Source organism: Delftia lacustris (assembly GCF_040267515.1).
In the GTDB taxonomy this organism is placed as follows: Bacteria; Pseudomonadota; Gammaproteobacteria; order Burkholderiales; family Burkholderiaceae_C; genus Comamonas; species Comamonas tsuruhatensis.
In genome coordinates, this window is sequence record NZ_CP141274.1 from 2,141,840 (window position 1) to 2,159,105 (window position 17,266).

17 protein-coding genes are annotated in these 17,266 nt (G+C 65.8%); 9 read left to right on the top strand and 8 right to left on the bottom strand.

The window, feature by feature from the left end:
• Positions 1-58: 58 nt before the first annotated feature.
• On the bottom strand, positions 59-898 hold the full coding sequence (locus tag U6958_RS11080) for a Crp/Fnr family transcriptional regulator (RefSeq protein WP_016447427.1): 840 nt from the start codon (positions 896-898) through the stop codon (positions 59-61).
• 62 nt (positions 899-960) lie between these two features.
• Here U6958_RS11080 and U6958_RS11085 point away from each other — a divergent pair, with 62 nt between their 5' ends.
• From U6958_RS11085 to U6958_RS11100, 4 genes are all read left to right on the top strand, one after another.
• On the top strand, positions 961-1,503 hold the full coding sequence (locus U6958_RS11085; RefSeq protein ID WP_074921391.1) for a DUF962 domain-containing protein: 543 nt from the start codon (positions 961-963) through the stop codon (positions 1,501-1,503).
• 153 nt (positions 1,504-1,656) lie between these two features.
• Entirely contained in the window at positions 1,657-2,184 is a 528-nt protein-coding gene (ppa, locus tag U6958_RS11090) for an inorganic diphosphatase (protein WP_013801496.1), read from the top strand.
• A gap of 180 nt (positions 2,185-2,364) precedes the next feature.
• Positions 2,365-4,134 carry a methyl-accepting chemotaxis protein gene (locus U6958_RS11095; RefSeq protein ID WP_074921392.1) on the top strand — a complete coding sequence of 590 codons (1,770 nt, stop codon included), beginning with the start codon at positions 2,365-2,367 and terminating at the stop codon, positions 4,132-4,134.
• 500 nt (positions 4,135-4,634) lie between these two features.
• Complete coding sequence (locus U6958_RS11100) at positions 4,635-6,461, top strand: methyl-accepting chemotaxis protein (protein WP_074921393.1); 1,827 nt, start codon at positions 4,635-4,637, stop codon at positions 6,459-6,461.
• A 3-nt stretch (positions 6,462-6,464) separates the two neighbouring features.
• Here the strand turns inward: U6958_RS11100 and U6958_RS11105 are convergent, their stop codons facing one another.
• Positions 6,465-7,691 (bottom strand): GNAT family N-acetyltransferase, encoded by a 1,227-nt coding sequence (locus U6958_RS11105; RefSeq protein ID WP_074921394.1) that lies wholly within the window; start codon positions 7,689-7,691, stop codon positions 6,465-6,467.
• Positions 7,692-7,777: 86 nt separating this feature from the next.
• Between U6958_RS11105 and U6958_RS11110 the strand changes: the two genes are divergently transcribed.
• Both U6958_RS11110 and U6958_RS11115 read left to right on the top strand, forming a co-directional pair.
• On the top strand, positions 7,778-9,427 hold the full coding sequence (locus U6958_RS11110) for an NAD+ synthase (protein WP_074921395.1): 1,650 nt from the start codon (positions 7,778-7,780) through the stop codon (positions 9,425-9,427).
• Positions 9,428-9,498: 71 nt separating this feature from the next.
• Entirely contained in the window at positions 9,499-9,837 is a 339-nt protein-coding gene (locus tag U6958_RS11115) for a P-II family nitrogen regulator (RefSeq protein WP_012206673.1), read from the top strand.
• Positions 9,838-9,925: 88 nt separating this feature from the next.
• On the opposite strand, the gene U6958_RS11120 is transcribed toward U6958_RS11115, so the two are convergent.
• The 6 genes from U6958_RS11120 to U6958_RS11145 are packed head-to-tail and all read right to left on the bottom strand — an operon-like array spanning position 9,926 to position 13,432.
• Complete coding sequence (locus U6958_RS11120; protein WP_016451364.1) at positions 9,926-10,519, bottom strand: TIGR00730 family Rossman fold protein; 594 nt, start codon at positions 10,517-10,519, stop codon at positions 9,926-9,928.
• Entirely contained in the window at positions 10,516-10,929 is a 414-nt protein-coding gene (locus tag U6958_RS11125; protein ID WP_016447420.1) for a diacylglycerol kinase, read from the bottom strand. Before U6958_RS11125 ends, U6958_RS11120 begins: the two co-directional genes overlap by 4 nt.
• Before the next feature lie 38 nt (positions 10,930-10,967).
• Positions 10,968-11,510 (bottom strand): RDD family protein, encoded by a 543-nt coding sequence (locus U6958_RS11130; RefSeq protein WP_016447419.1) that lies wholly within the window; start codon positions 11,508-11,510, stop codon positions 10,968-10,970.
• A 22-nt stretch (positions 11,511-11,532) separates the two neighbouring features.
• Positions 11,533-12,384: a DUF3106 domain-containing protein gene (locus tag U6958_RS11135; RefSeq protein ID WP_016451365.1), complete on the bottom strand. Its 852-nt coding sequence runs from the start codon at positions 12,382-12,384 to the stop codon at positions 11,533-11,535.
• A 20-nt stretch (positions 12,385-12,404) separates the two neighbouring features.
• On the bottom strand, positions 12,405-12,863 hold the full coding sequence (locus U6958_RS11140) for a DUF3619 family protein (protein WP_074921396.1): 459 nt from the start codon (positions 12,861-12,863) through the stop codon (positions 12,405-12,407).
• Positions 12,860-13,432 carry an RNA polymerase sigma factor gene (locus tag U6958_RS11145; protein ID WP_016447416.1) on the bottom strand — a complete coding sequence of 191 codons (573 nt, stop codon included), beginning with the start codon at positions 13,430-13,432 and terminating at the stop codon, positions 12,860-12,862. Before U6958_RS11145 ends, U6958_RS11140 begins: the two co-directional genes overlap by 4 nt.
• Before the next feature lie 276 nt (positions 13,433-13,708).
• Here U6958_RS11145 and U6958_RS11150 point away from each other — a divergent pair, with 276 nt between their 5' ends.
• From U6958_RS11150 to ilvC, 3 genes are all read left to right on the top strand, one after another.
• Entirely contained in the window at positions 13,709-15,490 is a 1,782-nt protein-coding gene (locus tag U6958_RS11150; protein ID WP_016447415.1) for an acetolactate synthase 3 catalytic subunit, read from the top strand.
• A gap of 154 nt (positions 15,491-15,644) precedes the next feature.
• Positions 15,645-16,136: an acetolactate synthase small subunit gene (gene ilvN, locus U6958_RS11155; protein WP_012206665.1), complete on the top strand. Its 492-nt coding sequence runs from the start codon at positions 15,645-15,647 to the stop codon at positions 16,134-16,136.
• Positions 16,137-16,209: 73 nt separating this feature from the next.
• Positions 16,210-17,226, top strand: coding sequence for a ketol-acid reductoisomerase (gene ilvC / locus U6958_RS11160; RefSeq protein ID WP_016447414.1), 1,017 nt, complete (start codon positions 16,210-16,212; stop codon positions 17,224-17,226).
• Positions 17,227-17,266: the final 40 nt, after the last annotated feature.

Sequence of the window (17,266 nt, forward strand, 5' to 3'; positions counted from 1 at the left end):
GCCCGATTGTGGGGCGCCCGGGACGCTTGTCCAGTCCCGGGCGTTGCAGCGCGCCTGCCTACTGCGCAGGCCAGCCCGCGTCGCGCAGGCCTTGGCGGTCCAGCACCTCCATCTTGCCGCGCCGCAACTGCAGGCAGCCGGCCAGTTGCAGCTCCTGCAGGATCTGGTTGGTGGTCTGGCGTGACAGGCCCAGCATGCGCGCCAGCTGCTCCTGGGATACATCCAGCTCGCGCCGCCAGCGCTGGCGGCCCTGGCCGTCGGGCTGCCACTGGTCAAAGCCTTCGGCCATGCGCACCAGGCGCCGCGCCAGGCGCTGGGGGGCCGGCAGCAGCGTGTGCTCTTCCAGCGCCACCAGGCACACGCGCAGCTTGTCCGTCAGCAGTAACGCCAGCGCTTGCCAGTGTCCGGGGTGGGCGGCCAGCCACTCCATCAGCGGTGCCTGGGGCACGTGAAGCACGATGCAGGCCGTGGCGGCCTGGGCATCGTGCGTGCGTTGTGCGCCATCGAACAGGGCAATCTCTCCCAGCCACATCGGCGGCTCCACCAGGGCCAGCAGCGCCGTGCGGGCCTGCTCGCCGCAGGCGGCCGTGCCCGAGATGCTGAGGGCGCCACGCGCCACCGCGTACAGGCCACAGGGCGGGTCGCCCCGGCGAAACAGCCAGTCGCCTGCGGCCAGCGTGCGGGGCTGGGCCAGTGCCTTGAGCTGCGCGGCCAGCTCTGGCGGCAGGGCGTGGAACCAGCGGCCTGCCTCGACGGTGGCCCAGAGATCGGCCATGCCCGGCGGACCGGCCACTGCGCGGCGCCGTACGCCGCGCGTGGCGGCGGCAGTTGCCGTGGCTGCCGGAGCTGCCGGTGCGGGTAAGCCCGAGGTGTGCGATGAGGCTTGTGTCGGATCCATGACAGACGCCAATCCTTGATGACACCACCATGGTTGCGCAACATCCACTGCCGGTGCAGCCTATGAAAACCCTCATCGACCAACTGTCCCAGTACGCGGACTATCACCGTGATCCACGCAACATCCTCACGCACTTCTTTGGCGTGCCGCTGATCATGTGGGCCGTGGTGATCCTGCTGGCACGTCTGCAATGGGCGATGCCATTGGGCGACGGCCTGCCTGCCCTGCCGCTGAGCCTGGCCTTGCTGGCGGCGCTGGCGGCAGGCATCTACTACTGTTTGCTGGACCTGCGCTACGGCATTGCCATGGCTGTGGTGCTTGCCCTGATGCTGGCCTTGGCACAGCCCATCGCCATGCTGCCGTTGGGGGCTTGGCTGGGATGGGGGCTGGGCATCTTTGCCGTGGGCTGGGTGATCCAGTTCGTGGGCCACTACTACGAGGGCCGCAAGCCGGCTTTCCTGGATGACATCGTGGGCCTGGTCATCGGGCCGCTGTTCGTGCTGGCCGAGCTGGGCTTTGCCCTGGGCCTGCGCCGCGAAGTGCAGCATGCGGTGGAGCAGCGCAGCGGTCCCGTGCAGCGGCGCGCGGGCGGCGCACACGCCTGAAAACGGCCCGGGCGCTGCAAGCTTGGCGCAGGCTTGCCGCCGTAGCATGGCAGGCGTTCCTGCGGAGCCATCCGTGGGGGCGTGTGCCTGCGCCTAAAATCACGCTGCTATCCCCCTGCGGGGGCTTTTTTGTTTCAACTCTCCTCATCCATCATGTCTTTCGACAAAGTCACACCGGGCAAGAACGCTCCTGAATCCTTCAACGTCGTGATCGAGATCTCGGCCAACTCCGATCCCATCAAGTACGAAGTGGACAAGGAAAGCGGCGCCGTCTTCGTGGACCGCTTCATGGGCACGGCCATGCACTACCCGGCCAACTACGGCTATGTGCCCCAGACGCTGTCCGGCGACGGCGATCCGGTGGACGTGCTGGTGATGACGCCCTTCCCGCTGCCCCCGGGCGTGGTCGTGGCCTGCCGCCCCATCGGCATCCTGCTCATGGAAGACGAGTCCGGCGTGGATGGCAAGGTCCTGGCCGTGCCCACGCAAAAGCTGCTGCCCGCCTACGACAAGATCAACACGCTGGAAGACATCCACGAGATCACCCTCAAGCAGATCCAGCATTTCTTCGAGCACTACAAGGACCTGGAAAAGGGCAAGTGGGTCAAGGTTCTGGGCTGGAAGGGCGTGGACGAGGCCAAGAAGGAAGTCGTGGACGGCATCGCCAACTACAAGGGCTGATCCCTTTCACTCCCGTCGAGGGAGTCTCAACTGCGCTGAGGTAAATGCCCGCTTCGCAGTTGATACAATTTGAAACGCACCCGGTGCCTAGGCGCCGGGTGCGTTTTTTGTTTTGTCATGGATCAGGGTTTGGACAGATCAATCAGGCGCTGATGGGGACATCGGCCCGGGAGCGAGCAAATGAAGGTGGCAGATTGGCGCATGGGCACGAAGCTGGGCATGGGATTCCTCATCATGGTCCTGTTCTCGGCGGTTCTGGGGGCGGTAGCCTGGTTGCAACTGGCGCAGATGCACCGCAACGCATTGCATTTGTCGGATGTGGCCCTGCCCAGCATGTTCCATGCGGGCGCCATGCGATCCGAATACAACCGCCTGCGCCGCCACGAGGCCGGCATTGCCTCCGCGCGCAGCCTGGCCGAGGTCGATGGCTTTGCCAAGCAGGTGCAGGACCGGCTGCAGACCATTGGCGAGCATGAGACGGCCCTGCGTTCGCTGATCGACCAGCAGGCCCTGCGCGCGGCCTTCGACGACTACCTCGGCTTCAAGCAGCAGTTCCTGGCCATGCATGCGCGATTGCTGGAGCGTGCGCGCGCCGGCAACTATTCCACCACCGAGGAGCAGGCCTTCATGGCCGACGAGATGGGGTTGATGTTCGCCGGCGAGTCCGAGGCGCAGTTCGGCAAGCTGGCCGAAAGCGCCGGCCGCCTGCTGACCCTGCAGCGCGAGGCGGGCGAGCAGGCGCGGCAGCAGGCGCAGGCAGGCTTTGACCTGGCCCGCATCTGGGTGCTGGGCACGCTGGCCGCGGTGGTGGCGATTGCGGCCCTGGTGGGCTGGGCCATCACGCGTGCTGTCACCGGCCCGGTGGCCCAGGCCGTGGCCGTGGCGCGCAATGTGGCGGCCGGCCATCTGGAAAAGCCGGTCACCAGCCAGCGCCGGGATGAAATGGGCCAGCTCATCAACGCACAGGAGGACATGCGCCGCAAGCTCGCCGAGCTGGTGGGCGATGTGCGCGGCAATGCGCAGGGCGTGGCGCTGGCCGCTGGCGAGATCGCCCAGGGCAATGCGGACCTGTCGGCGCGCACCGAAAGCCAGGCCAGTGCTCTGGAAGAAACCGCGGCCTCCATGGAGCAGCTGGGCGCCACCGTGCGCCAGAACGCGGACAACGCGCGCCAGGCCAACCAGATGGCCGCCTCCGCCTCGGGCATTGCCGCGCGTGGCGGCGAGGTTGTGGCCCAGGTGGTGGACACCATGAAGGGCATCAACGACAGCAGCCGCCAGATCGCCGACATCATCGGCGTGATCGACGGCATTGCCTTCCAGACCAATATCCTGGCGCTGAACGCCGCCGTGGAGGCGGCCCGCGCTGGCGAGCAGGGCCGGGGCTTTGCCGTGGTGGCCGGCGAGGTGCGCACGCTGGCCCAGCGCAGTGCCGAGGCGGCCAAGGAGATCAAGGCCTTGATCCAGGCCAGCGAGCAGCGTGTGGAGCAGGGCACGCAGCTGGTGGACAAGGCCGGCGAGACCATGTCCGAAATCGTCGCCGCCATCCGGCGCGTGACCGACATCATGGGCGAGATCAGCGCCGCCAGCAGCGAGCAGAGCGCGGGCGTGGCCCAGGTGGGCGATGCCATCACGCAAATGGACCAGGCCACCCAGCAGAACGCCGCCCTGGTCGAGCAAAGTGCGGCCGCTGCCCAGTCGCTGCAGCAGCAGGCGCGGGCCATGGTGGCATCGGTATCGGTGTTTCGCACGGCGCCGGGAGACTCGACAGCGGTCCCCGAGGTGGCTGAGGCCGCCAAGGCGGCCGTGGCGGCGCCGCGCGCAACGGCGGCCGCCCCTTTGGCATCACCGCCGGTCCTGGCGCCCATCGCAGCCCGGCCAGCGAAACATGCCACGCCAGCTCAGGTCAGCAGGACCGCGACCGCCGACGACGAGGAGTGGGCCGCGTTCTGAGGCCTTGCCCGCAGCTGCGCCCCATCCTCTGGCGGCCCCATGCCCTGCATGGGGCCGCTTTCTTTTTGCGTGCTGCGTTGAGCTTGCGCACGCCGGGTGGCAGGAGGCTGTGGCGCAAATCCTCCAGTGAAGGTTTCTGCCTACTGCAAGTACCTGAACTTGTCCTGAACAATGCTTGGATACTGGCAGAATGTAAATAGATGTAGTCCTATTCTTACAGATTGAGGAACGGCCGCTCCTGGCCTCGTTCGCTCGGAACGAAGGGATATCCCATGATTACCTTGTTCTCATGGCCGCCTGGCCTGGCGGCCATCGGCCATCCAGCAGACCGCGCTCCCGCGGGGTCCCGTCCTCCCCCTCTCCAAGCCTTGCCTGCCAGCTGCCATCGGCCGGTGCGGCTGGCCTCTTTCTGCAAGGTTCGCGCCGGGCCTGGCTGATAGCCTGCCCATGGCGCGAGACAGAGCAAGACGCAACAAGATGACGGGACCTCTACAAGAGAGATGAATGTGAAAAACCTCAAGATTTCAACGCGCATGCTGGGCACCTTCGGCCTGCTGGTGCTGCTGCTGCTGGCCGTGGTGGCCGCGGCCCTGGTGCAACTGCGCTCCATGCGCACCAGCATGGAAGTCATCACCGGCAATGCCATGCCCAGCGTGGAAGTGATCAACCAGATAGGCACCGATGTCGTGCGTACCCGCTTGCTGGAGGTGCGCCACGTCAACAATGATGATGTCGCCTACAAGACCGATTCGGAAAAGCAGCTGGAGCAACTGCAGCGCCGCCTGGCCGAGCGCAAGAAGGCCTACGAGCCGCTGCTGTCTTCCGACGAAGAGCGAAGGCTCTACGCCCAACTGCTCCAGGAACGCGAGCGCTACCAGCAACTGAGCCAGCAGGTGCTGGCGCTGTCACGCCAGGGCGAAAAGGAAAAGGCCCAGGCCGTGCTGGGCGGCGAGTCGCTGAAGCTCTACAACGATTCGTCGAACACGCTGGATCTGCTGGTCAAGCTCAACAGCGATGCGGCCGTGCAGGAAAGCCGCAATGCCGAGGCTGTCTATGGGCGCTCGGTCGTCGTCCTCAGCGTGGCGGCGCTGGCCGCCGTGCTGCTGGCCGTGCTGGCCGGGCTGTGGCTGACGCGCTCCATCCGCACGCCGCTGGCCCATGCGGTCGATGCCGCAGACCGCGTGGCCAATGGCGATCTGGGCGGGACCATTCACATCGACCGCCATGACGAAACCGGCCTGCTGCTGGGCGCGCTGCAGCGCATGCAATCGAGCCTGGTGCAGACCGTGCGCAGCGTGCGCCAGAACGCCGAAGGCGTGGCCTCGGCCAGCGCGCAGATTGCCTCCGGCAATGCCGACCTGTCCAGCCGCACGGAAGAGCAGGCCAGCGCGCTGGAGCAGACGGCGGCATCCATGGAAGAGCTGGGCTCCACCGTGCGCCAGAACGCCGACAACGCACGCCAGGCCAATCAGCTGGCGCTCAATGCATCGAGCGTTGCGCGCCGCGGCGGCGACGTGGTGGCCGAGGCCGTGGAAACCATGAAGGGCATCAATGACAGCAGCCGGCGCATCGGCGACATCATCGGCGTGATCGACGGCATTGCCTTTCAGACCAACATCCTCGCGCTCAATGCCGCGGTGGAGGCTGCGCGTGCCGGTGAGCAGGGCCGGGGCTTTGCCGTGGTCGCGGGCGAGGTGCGCTCGCTGGCGCAGCGCAGCGCCGAGGCGGCCAAGGAAATCAAGGCGCTGATCACGGCCAGCGTGGAGCGTGTGGAGCAGGGCTCGCAACTGGTGGACCGCGCAGGCACGACCATGACCGAAGTGGTGGCTGCCATCGGCCAGGTCACCGACATCATGGGCGAGATCAGCGCGGCCAGTACCGAGCAGAGTTCCGGCGTCGCCCAGGTCAGCGAAGCCGTCACGCAAATGGACCAGACCACGCAGCAAAACGCTGCCCTGGTCGAGGAAAGCGCGGCCGCCGCTGCCTCGCTGCGCAAGCAGGCGCAGGACCTGGTCGAGGCCGTGGCCGTGTTCCAGCTGCCGCGCGGTGCCATGGACAGCCATGCGCATGTGCCCAACAGGGTGGTGGCGCAGGCCAGCGCCGCGCCACGCGCCGCAGCGCAGCCTGTCCGGCCGGCCCCGCCGGCCAGCCCCGCACGGCCTGCGGCCTTGGGGGGCGGCGGTGCTGCAGCGGGTGGCGAGACACTGGCCCGCCGGCTTGAACGCGATGCCACGCCTCCCATCCAGCCACGCCCTGGGCCCGCAGCAACAGGCAAGCCGGCTCCGCGCCAGCCCGGTCAGGGCGATGACGACTGGGAAACCTTCTGAGCCTCAGTCCTGGCGCAGCGGGCTGTGCGCCTGCAGCTCCTGCAGGTAGCCGGCCATGCCTTCGCCCTCGCGGTCCAGAAAGCGCGAGATGGCGTCGGCGAAGGACGGGTGGGCAATCCAGTGGGCGCTGGGCGTCACCACGGGCAGCAGCGCCCGCGCCATCTTGTGTTCGCCCTGGGCGCCTCCCTCGAAGTGCGCAATCCCGCGTTCTATGCACCAGGCGATAGGCTGGTAGTAGCAGGCCTCGAAATGCAGGCAGTCCACGCGCTCCAGCGCGCCCCAGTAGCGGCCGTAGGCCGTGCCCTGCGGGATGTGCGGGATCTGCGGCGTGTCGCGGTCGCAACTGCCGGCCGAAAGCCGTGCGGCTGCCGCATCGAGTGCGATCAGGCTGCAGGCCATGGGTTGGCTGTCGCGCTCGGCGACGAACATCAGCCAGTTCTCGGGCATCTGGTGCGCCATGGCCTCGAAGAAGGCCGGCTGGAGGTACGGGGCGTTGCCGTGTTCCAGATAGGTGCGTTCGTGGCAGCGGTAGAAGAAGGCCCAGTCCTGGGCGCTCATGTCGGGGCCGTGCACTGCTCGAAAGCGCACGCCGGCCTCGTGCACCTTGCGCCGTTCCTGGCGAATCTTCTTGCGCTTTTCCTGGTTCAGCGTGGAAAGAAAGTGGTCGAAGTCCCGGTGGCCCGCGCCCCCGGCGTTCTGGTTGCTCCAGTGGAACTGCACGGTGCTGCGCTGCATCCAGCCGTCGGCGTCGCAGGCTGCCAGATCCTCGGCATCGCTGAACAGCAAATGCAGGGAAGACAGCTGCTGCGCCTGGGCCCATTCGCGCACGGCGCGCACCAGGGCCGCACGCAGCAGCGGCGTGCGTGCCAGCAGCCGGCTGCCCGGCACAGGCGTGAAAGGCACGGCGAGCACGCCCTTGGGGTAGTAATCCAGCCCATGCTGGGCGTAGGCGCGCGCCCAGGCAAAGTCGAACACGTACTCGCCATAGGAATGCGCCTTGGCGTAGACCGGGCAGGCGGCGACCAGCTCGCCGCCCTGCCAGAGCGTGACCACGCGGGCGGCCCAACCGGTTTGCGGCACGGCGCTGCCGCTGGATTCCAGCGCGCTCAGGTACTCGTGGCGCATGAAGGGGGTGGGCGCAGCCTGCGATGCCAGCAGCGCATTCCAGGCCTGGGCATCGAGCTGCTGCACGCTGTCCAGCACGCGGGTGATAATTGCGGTTTCAGCCATGCCATTCCTTGCAGGCCCGTGTGACGCGCGCTGCCGCCTTGCGCTGTGGGGTGGCCTTGTCGGCCCTGTTGGCTCCATTGCATTCCATGACGCTCTCCATCTGCACTGCCCAGCTCAACTTTGTCGTGGGCGATCTGCCCGGCAATGTCCAGAAAATCATTGCCGCAGCCCGTGAAGCTTATGCCACGGGAGCGCGCTTGCTGCTGACTCCCGAGCTTGCCCTGTGCGGCTATGCGGCCGAAGATCTCTATCTGCGTCCCGCCTTTCTGGACGCCTGCGATCAGGCCGTGCAGCAGCTGGCGCTGGAGACCGCGCAATGGCCGGGCCTGGCGCTGGTGCTGGGCCATCCCTGGCGCGACCCCGGCGCTGGTGGCGCGTTGCGCAATGCAGCCAGCGTGCTGCGCGACGGGCGCGTGGAATGCAGCTACGCCAAGCAATGCCTGCCCAACTACGGCGTGTTCGACGAGCAGCGCTACTTTGTGGCCGGCCAGTCGCCTTGCGTGGTCGAGGTCCAGGCAGTTCGCGTGGGCTTGCTGATCTGCGAGGACGCCTGGCATCCCGGGCCGGCAAGCGCGGCTGCCGCGGCGGGTGCGCAATTGCTGGCCGTGATCAATGCTTCGCCCTTTCATGAGGGCAAGCAGGCCGAACGTGAAGCCACGCTGGCTGCACGTGCGCGTGAGACCGGCCTGCCCCTGGTCTACGCACATCTGGTCGGTGGCCAGGATGAAATTGTCTTCGATGGCAGCTCTTTTGCCGTGCACGCCGACGGCAGCATTGCCGCACGCGCGGCGGCCTTTGCCGAGGCGCTGCCGTTGGTGGAAGTGCGTGCCGGCGCGCAGGAACTGACGCTGGCCGCCGATGTGCAGCCACCGGTGGAGCACCTGCCGGCGCTGTGGTCCGCCCTGGTGCTGGCCGTGCGCGACTACGTGGGCAAGAACCGTTTCCCCGGCGCGCTGCTGGGCCTGTCGGGCGGGATCGACTCGGCCCTGGTGCTGGCGATTGCGGTCGATGCGCTGGGCGCGGACAAGGTGCACACGGTGATGATGCCTTCGCCCTATACGGCGGACATCAGCTGGATCGATGCGCGCGACATGGCCGAGCGTGTGGGCGTGCGCTATGACGAAATCTCCATCGCGCCCCAGTTCGAGGCCTTCAAGGCCGCCCTGGCCCCGGCCTTCGCGGGCCGCGCCGAGGACACGACCGAAGAGAACCTGCAGGCCCGCATCCGCGGCACCTTGCTGATGGGCCTGTCCAACAAGTTCGGCTCCGTGGTGCTGACCACCGGCAACAAGAGCGAGATGTCCACCGGCTACTGCACGCTCTATGGCGACATGGCCGGCGGCTTTGCCGTGATCAAGGACGTGCTCAAGACCGAGGTTTTTGCGCTGGCGCGCTGGCGCAATGCCAACGATCCGTTCGGCATGGGGCTGGACCCCATTCCGGATCGCATCATCACGCGCCCGCCCAGCGCCGAACTGCGCCCGGACCAGAAAGACCAGGACAGCCTGCCCGCTTATGAGGTGCTCGACGCCATCGTGCGCCGATACATGGAAAATAACGAAAGCATCGCCTCCATCGTGGCCGACGGATATGCCGGCGCCGATGTGGAGCGAGTGACGCGCCTCATCCAGATCAACGAATACAAACGCCGCCAGGCGCCCGTGGGGCCGCGGCTGACGCGCCGCAGCTTCGGCAAGGACTGGCGCTACCCGATCACCAACCGCTTTCGCGCTTGAAGCACCTGAGGCGGCGGGGTTTCCTGGCCAGCCGTCTTGCCCCGTATTGCATGCACTGAGGAGTTCACCCCATGAAAATGATCACCGCCATCATCAAGCCGTTCAAGCTGGAAGAGGTCCGCGAGGCACTGGCCGACTGCGGCGTCAACGGCCTGACCGTCACCGAGGTCAAGGGCTTTGGTCGCCAGAAGGGCCATACCGAGCTCTACCGTGGCGCCGAGTACGTGGTGGACTTCCTGCCCAAGGTGAAGATCGAGGTGGTAGTCCGCACGGAAGACGTGGACCGCTGCGTGGATGCCATCGTCAACGTGGCCCGCACGGGCAAGATCGGTGACGGGAAGATCTTCGTCACCGCCGTGGAGCGCGTGGTGCGCATCCGTACCGGCGAACTCGACGACGGAGCCATCTGAACCTGGCAGCAGTGCAGGGCGCACGCGGCGCCCTGGGCTCGACATCCGGATTCCAGCGGCCACCCCTGAACGGGTGGCCGTTTCCGTTTCAGATCACGGCGCGCAAGGGGGCCGTTTCCAGGCCCGTGCCGGCGTTCTGCACCAGGGATTGCAGCAGTGAGGGGATGTCGCTGCCGCTTTCTATCAGTCCCATCTGCCACTCGCCCATGAAGCCATGGCCCACGCAGGTCTGCAGGAACTGCAGCATGCTGTCGTAGTAGCCGTCCACATTGAGCAGGCCGATGGGCTTGTCGTGGTAGCGCAGCTGGCGCCAGGTCCAGACCTCGAACAATTCCTCGAAGGTGCCTATGCCGCCGGGCAGGGCGACGAAGGCATCGCTGCGCTCGGCCATCATGGCCTTGCGCTCGTGCATGGTCTGGACGATGTGCAGTTCGTCGCAGGCATGGTTGGCCAGCTCCTTGTCCACCAGCGCCTGCGGGATCACTCCCACGACGCGGCCACCGGCCTGCCGCGTGGCCTCGGCCACCTCGCCCATCAGGCCGCTGCGCCCGCCGCCGTAGACCAACTGGCCGCCGTGCTCGCCAATCCAGCGGCCGGTGGCGCGGGCGGCCTCGATGAATCCGGGCTGGTCGCCGGGGCGCGAGCCGCAATACACACAAATGGAAAACGTGGGATTTGTCATGCAATGAACCGTTGATAGAGAGCCGCCAGCCAGACACCCGTGCACAGCAGCAGCGCCAGCAGCACGGCGGCGCTGCCCATGTCCTTGGCTTGCTTGGACAGGGCGTGCCATTCGGGGCCTATGCGATCGACCACGGCCTCGATGCCGCTGTTGAGCAATTCCACGATCAGCACCAGCAAGACCGTGCCCGCCAGCAGCGAGACCTCGATCCAGCTGCGTCCCAGCCAGAAGGCGGCAGGGATCAGCACTATGGCGGCCAGCGCTTCCTGGCGGAAGGCTTTCTCATTCCATCCGGCACGAAGGCCGGACAGCGAATAACCCGCAGCGTGCCAGACACGGTTCAGGCCCGTGCGGCTTTTCTGGGGATTGACAGGCGTGCTGTCGTTGGACTTGGGTGAAGCGGCGGGCATGCTGGGGAGTGTAGGAGATGCGATGCTGCCTTTGCCGCTCAGCGTTTTTTCCTGGGCGGCGGGGCCTGGTGGATCAGCTGTGTGCCGGCCCAGGCGTCATGCCAGAACTGGCGGCGCGGATGAAGGCGACTGAGCAGGGCCCAGAGTGCCACCCACAGCACCAGCAGCACCAAGGTGGTCAAGGCCGGCACGCCGGTGGAGTAGGCCGCCAGCGGTGGCAGCAGCCAGATCCAGCTCAGCACATAGCGCCGCAGTGCGCGCAGCTGGCTGACGGGCTGGCCTGCAGCATCCACCAGGCGGATGTGCCAGGTCTTCATGGCCAATGTCTGCCCCTTGGACCAGAACCAGACGAAATAGATGCCCAGCACCACGAACATGAAGGCCTGCAGCGCATGGCGGTTGTCCATGGCGTTGCGCGTCTGAGACAAGGTGCCAAACAGATATCCGGCGATGAAGACCACGCCGAACAGCAGCATGCCCTCATATAGCCAGCAGGCCATGCGCCGGGCCAGGCGCGGGGCCATCCGTGGATCGGCGGCGGAGCCGGCTGCCGTGGAGGCGGGGGAGGTGGCGTTCGTCATGCGGGCGTGTCGGGGCGCTGCATCAATGCGAAGGGGCTGCTTCGCCGTGCGAGGGCTGTGGGGTGGCCTCGGCGCCGTCATGCAGTTCCATGGGCGGCAAGGGCATGGGTGTGGCCGAAGGCACTTCCACCGGGGCTGTCTCCACCAGCGCAGGCGGGCGCACGGGATGGGTTTCCACGGCCGAAGGCGGCGCGACCGGTGGAACCGGAGGCGGCGGATTGTAGATGGTGGCTGGTGGAATCTTGGGGGGATTCGGAATGGTGGCCGGTGCCACCGAGGCCGCAGGAATCCGCGCCAGACGCTTGGGCGCCACGGGCTGTATGGCGTTGGCGGCGCCCTTGACCTTGGGCGCGGCGCGTGCAGCCAGAAGGCGTTTTTCTTCGTCGCTGAGCGCCTGGTAGGCCTCCCACTGGGCTCGCTTGTCCGTGGCAAGGCGGTTGGTCAGGGCGAAATTCAGGCGGGCCTGGCTGCGCTGCTGGGCGCTGAGGCTGGACCAGGTCTGCATGCGGTCGCGCAGCTTTTCCTGCTCCTTTTCGCTGAGCTTGTCCCAGCCTTCGGCCAATGCCATCCAGCGGCGCTTTTGCAGCGCGTCCATCATGGACCAGCGCTCGGAAAGGGGCTCGAGCACCCTGCTTTGCGCAGGCGTCAGCTCGGCCCAGCGTGGGCCTGAGGCCAGGGCTGTGGCGCGCTGGCGCGTGGCTGCGTCGCCATGCAGGGTCTTGGAGGCCGCAATGGTGGCCGGCGACACCGTGCTGGGCGCCAGCCGCACCTGTTGCACGACGCGCCAGCCGGTCCAGGCCAGCGCCATCAACAGCACCGCCGCCAGGATGGCGGCGGGTGATCGGTGGAACGCGGCGCGTGAATCAGTGGGCATGCAGGCAGGCAAGGCGGGTATCAGCGTTCCGTGTTGGTGGCCGAAGTCTTCAGGTACTGGATGAAACCGGGGTCGGCATAGGCGGCAGGGGGCAGGTCATCGGTCAGCAGGGCCGTATCGACCTCGGCAACCTCGGTCAGGCCAATCTGATCGGTCTGCACGTTGACGACCACCAGGCCAATGATGAGGGCCAGCACCGGCACGGCCGAGATCAGCGCGCGCCACCAGGTGCCGCCTTCGTCGCCAGAGCCCAGCGTCATGGTGCCACCCTGAGCCTGGGTTGCGCTGGCAGCCTGCAAGGGCGCAGCGCGCAGTTCGCGCCGGCGAACGGACAGGGCGCGCTCGCGCCCAGCGCGCAGCCGTTCGGTGATGTCGTATGGCAGCAACGCCTCGCCGTCACCCAGGCGCGCGGTGATCCGGCGTGCGATGCGGTCGGCCGCCATTTCGCTGTGGAGAGTGAGAGTGGGCGCAGTCTTCATAGCTCGATTCCTTTGGCCTTCAGTGCCTTGCTCAATGTCTGGATGGCGCGGAAACAATGTGTTTTTACACTTCCTTCGGAACACCCCATCGCGGCAGCGGTCTCCGCAACGTCCATCTCTTCCCAATAACGCATCAGGAATGCTTCGCGTTGACGCGCCGGCAGCTCCTGTATCTCTTTTTCAATGCTTTGCAAAATCTGCGCCCGCTCGGTCAGATCCTCGGCGCTGCGGGCGGTTTCGCCGTTCTGTGCGGAGTCGGCGTAGGTCTCGAGCCAGTCGAAGTCCGCATCGTCGCCGGCCGAGGCCTCCAGATCGCTCATGCGGGTGAAGAGGGCGTTCTGCGTCTTTTGCCTGCGAAACCAGTCCAGTGTGCTGTTGGACAGGATGCGCTGGAAGAGCATGGGCAGCTCGGTGATGGGCTTGTCGCCATAGTGCTGCGCCAGCTTGAGCATGCTGTCCTGCACGATGTCCAGCGCCGCCTCCTCGTCCCGGACGTGGAAAAAGCTGCGCTTGAAGGCACGCTTTTCTACGCTTTTGAGGAAGTCGGATAGTTCTTGCTCGGTTGCCAAAAGGAACGCAGGCCCGGATGAGGGGCTCGTTGAGGGGGGCTGAACGGACGCGGGACCCGATTATCGCACCGCAGTGTCAATTTTTTTCGCACGATGGCGCACAGGCGTGTTGCAGTGCGATAATGTCTGCTGCAATTCAAAAAGGCAAACGGGTCACGGTCCGGCGTTTACTCACTCGCCCATGTCTGTTGGTCCTAAGTCCCGCACCGGCCTCACAAGGGCTTCAGGCAAGGGGCACCCAAGGTTTTTCGTTAGAGAAATTCACAAAGGTTGATCATGGAAATTTCCAAAGCCGAGTACTCCAGCGCGGCAGCAGCGGCGTCGCAGTCCCATGCATCCCAGGAGCTGATGGGCTCCGAGATCCTCGTCAAGTCCCTGCAGGCCGAAGGCGTCAAGCAGCTTTGGGGCTATCCGGGCGGTGCGGTCCTGTACATCTACGACGCCCTCTACAAGCAAGACACCATTCAGCATGTGCTGGTGCGCCACGAGCAGGCGGCTGTGCATGCGGCAGACGGCTTTGCCCGTGCCACGGGGGAAGTCGGCGTGGCCCTGGTGACCTCGGGTCCCGGCCTGACCAACGCCGTCACCGGCATTGCCACCGCCTACACCGATTCCATTCCCCTGGTCGTGATCAGCGGCCAGACCTCGACGGCCTACATCGGCACCGATGCATTCCAGGAGTGCGACACCGTCGGCATCACCCGCCCCATCGTCAAGCACAACTTTCTGGTCAAGGATGTGCGCGAGCTGGCGGACACCATGAAGAAGGCCTTCCACATCGCGCGCACCGGCCGCCCCGGCCCCGTGGTGGTGGACATCCCCAAGGATGTGTCCTTCAAGAAGGCTCTCTACACCGGTTACCCCGAAAAGGTGGAGATGCGCTCCTACAACCCGGTGCGCAAGGGCCATGCCGGCCAGATCCGCAAGGCGCTGCAGTTGCTGTTGGCGGCCAAGCGTCCCTATATCTACACGGGTGGCGGCGTGCTGCTGGGCAATGCCTGCAACGAGCTGCGCACCCTGGTGGACATGCTGGGCTACCCGGTCACGCATACGCTGCTGGGCCTGGGTGCCTATCCGGCCAGCGACCGCAAGTTCCTCGGCATGCTGGGCATGCACGGCACCATCGAAGCCAACAACGCCATGCAGAACTGCGATGTGCTGCTGGCCGTGGGTGCGCGCTTCGACGACCGGGTGATCGGCAACCCCAAGCATTTCATGTCGGTGGAGCGCAAGATCATCCATATCGACATCGATCCCTCCTCCATCTCCAAGCGCGTGAAGGTGGACGTGCCCATCGTCGGCGACGTCAAGGAAGTGCTGACCGAGCTGATCTCCATGATCCGCGAGGCCAGCGCCCGTCCCGACGCTGCGGCCCTGGGCCAGTGGTGGGAGACCATCGAAGGCTGGCGCAGCCGCGACTGCCTGCAGTACAGCCGTGGCGACGGCTCGGTCATCAAGCCCCAGTACGTGGTGGAGACGCTGTGGAACATGACCCGCGACGCAGATGCCTACATCACGTCCGACGTGGGCCAGCACCAGATGTGGGCTGCGCAGTACTACCGCTTCGACGAGCCGCGCCGCTGGATCAACTCCGGCGGCCTGGGCACCATGGGCGTGGGCCTGCCCTACGCCATGGGCATCAAGCTGGCCAAGCCTGAATCCGAGGTGTTCTGCATCACGGGCGAAGGCTCCATCCAGATGAACATCCAGGAGCTGGCCACCTGCCTGCAGTACAACACGCCGGTCAAGGTGGTGTCGCTGAACAACCGCTACCTGGGCATGGTGCGCCAGTGGCAGGAGATCGAGTACTCGGGCCGCTATAGCAGCAGCTACATGGACTCGCTGCCCAACTTCGTGAAGCTGGCCGAGGCCTATGGCCACGTGGGCATGCTGATCGAGCGCCCCGAGGACGTGGAGCCCGCCCTGCGCGAGGCCCGCAAGCTCAAGGATCGGACGGTGTTCATGGACTTCCGCACCGATCCCACCGAGAATGTGTTCCCCATGGTGCAGGCCGGCCGTGGGATCACCGAGATGCTGCTGGGAGCTGACGACCTCTGAGCGAGCCCTTGGCCGGGTTCGCCAGGGCCTGTTCCTGCCGCATCTTCTTCAGTAGCCGCCCTCAAGGCGGCAACCCCTTGACGAATCTATTGCCTGCCAAGCCCGACGTTTACCGGCGCCGGGGGAGGGCAGCGAAAAGAGGAATCTTTCTTTCATGAAACACATCATTGCCGTGCTGCTCGAAAACGAGCCGGGAGCCTTGTCGCGCGTGGTGGGCCTGTTCTCGGCCCGCGGCTACAACATCGAATCGCTGACCGTGGCTCCCACGGAAGACGCATCGCTGTCGCGCATGACCATTCAGACGAATGGCTCCGAAGACGTGATCGAGCAGATCACCAAGCACCTGAACCGCCTGATCGAGGTCGTCAAGGTCGTGGACCTGACGGAAGGCTCCTATACCGAGCGCGAGCTCATGATGGTCAAGGTCCGCGCCGTGGGCAAGGAACGCGAGGAGATGAAGCGCATGGCCGACATCTTCCGCGGCCGCATCATCGACGTGACCGAAAAGAGCTACACGGTCGAGCTGACCGGCGACCAATCCAAGAACGACGCCTTCCTGCAGGCGCTGGACCGCACGGCCATTCTGGAAACCGTGCGTACCGGCTCCTGCGGCATCGGCCGCGGCGAACGCATCCTGCGCGTTTGATGCGCTGCAACGCACCTGAAACCTGTCCCCTTCCCCTTTCAACCCCTACACACACACGAAGCCTGGAGCCAACATGAAAGTTTTCTACGACAAGGACTGTGACCTGAGCCTGATCAAGGGCAAGACCGTTGCCATCATCGGCTACGGCAGCCAGGGCCACGCACACGCTCAAAACCTGAACGAAAGCGGCGTGAAGGTCGTGGTCGGCCTGCGCAAGGGCGGCGCTTCCTGGGACAAGGTCGCCAAGGCAGGCCTGACCGTCGCTGAAGTCGACGACGCCGTGAAGGCCGCCGATCTGGTCATGATCCTGCTGCCGGATGAGAACATCCCCGAGGTCTACACCAACAACGTGGCCCCCAACATCAAGCAAGGCGCCACGCTGGCCTTTGCCCACGGCTTCAACATCCACTACAACCAGGTTGTGCCGCGCGCCGATCTGGACGTGATCATGGTCGCCCCCAAGGGCCCTGGCCACACCGTGCGCTCCGAGTACCTGAAGGGCGGCGGCGTGCCTTCGCTGATCGCCGTGTACCAGGACAAGTCCGGCAAGGCCCGTGACCTGGCCCTGTCCTATGCCATGGCCAACGGTGGCGGCAAGGGCGGCATCATCGAAACCAACTTCAAGGAAGAAACCGAGACCGACCTGTTCGGCGAGCAGGCCGTTCTGTGCGGCGGCGCGGTGGAACTGGTGAAGATGGGCTTCGAGACCCTGACCGAAGCCGGCTACGCTCCCGAAATGGCCTACTTCGAGTGCCTGCATGAGCTCAAGCTCATCGTGGACTTGATGTACGAAGGCGGCATCGCCAACATGAACTACTCGATCTCGAACAACGCCGAATACGGCGAGTACGTGACGGGTACAGAAGTCATCAACGACAAGTCGCGCGAAGCCATGCGTGCTGCCCTCAAGCGCATCCAGACCGGCGAATACGCCAAGATGTTCATCCAGGAAGGCCGCACCAACTACCCGAGCATGACGGCCCGCCGCCGCATGAACGCCGAACACGCCATCGAAAAGGTGGGCGGCCAGCTGCGCGCCATGATGCCCTGGATCTCCAAGAACAAGCTGGTTGACCAGAGCCGCAACTGAGATTGCTGCATTCCATCTTGCATGGGTCGCGCATGCGGCC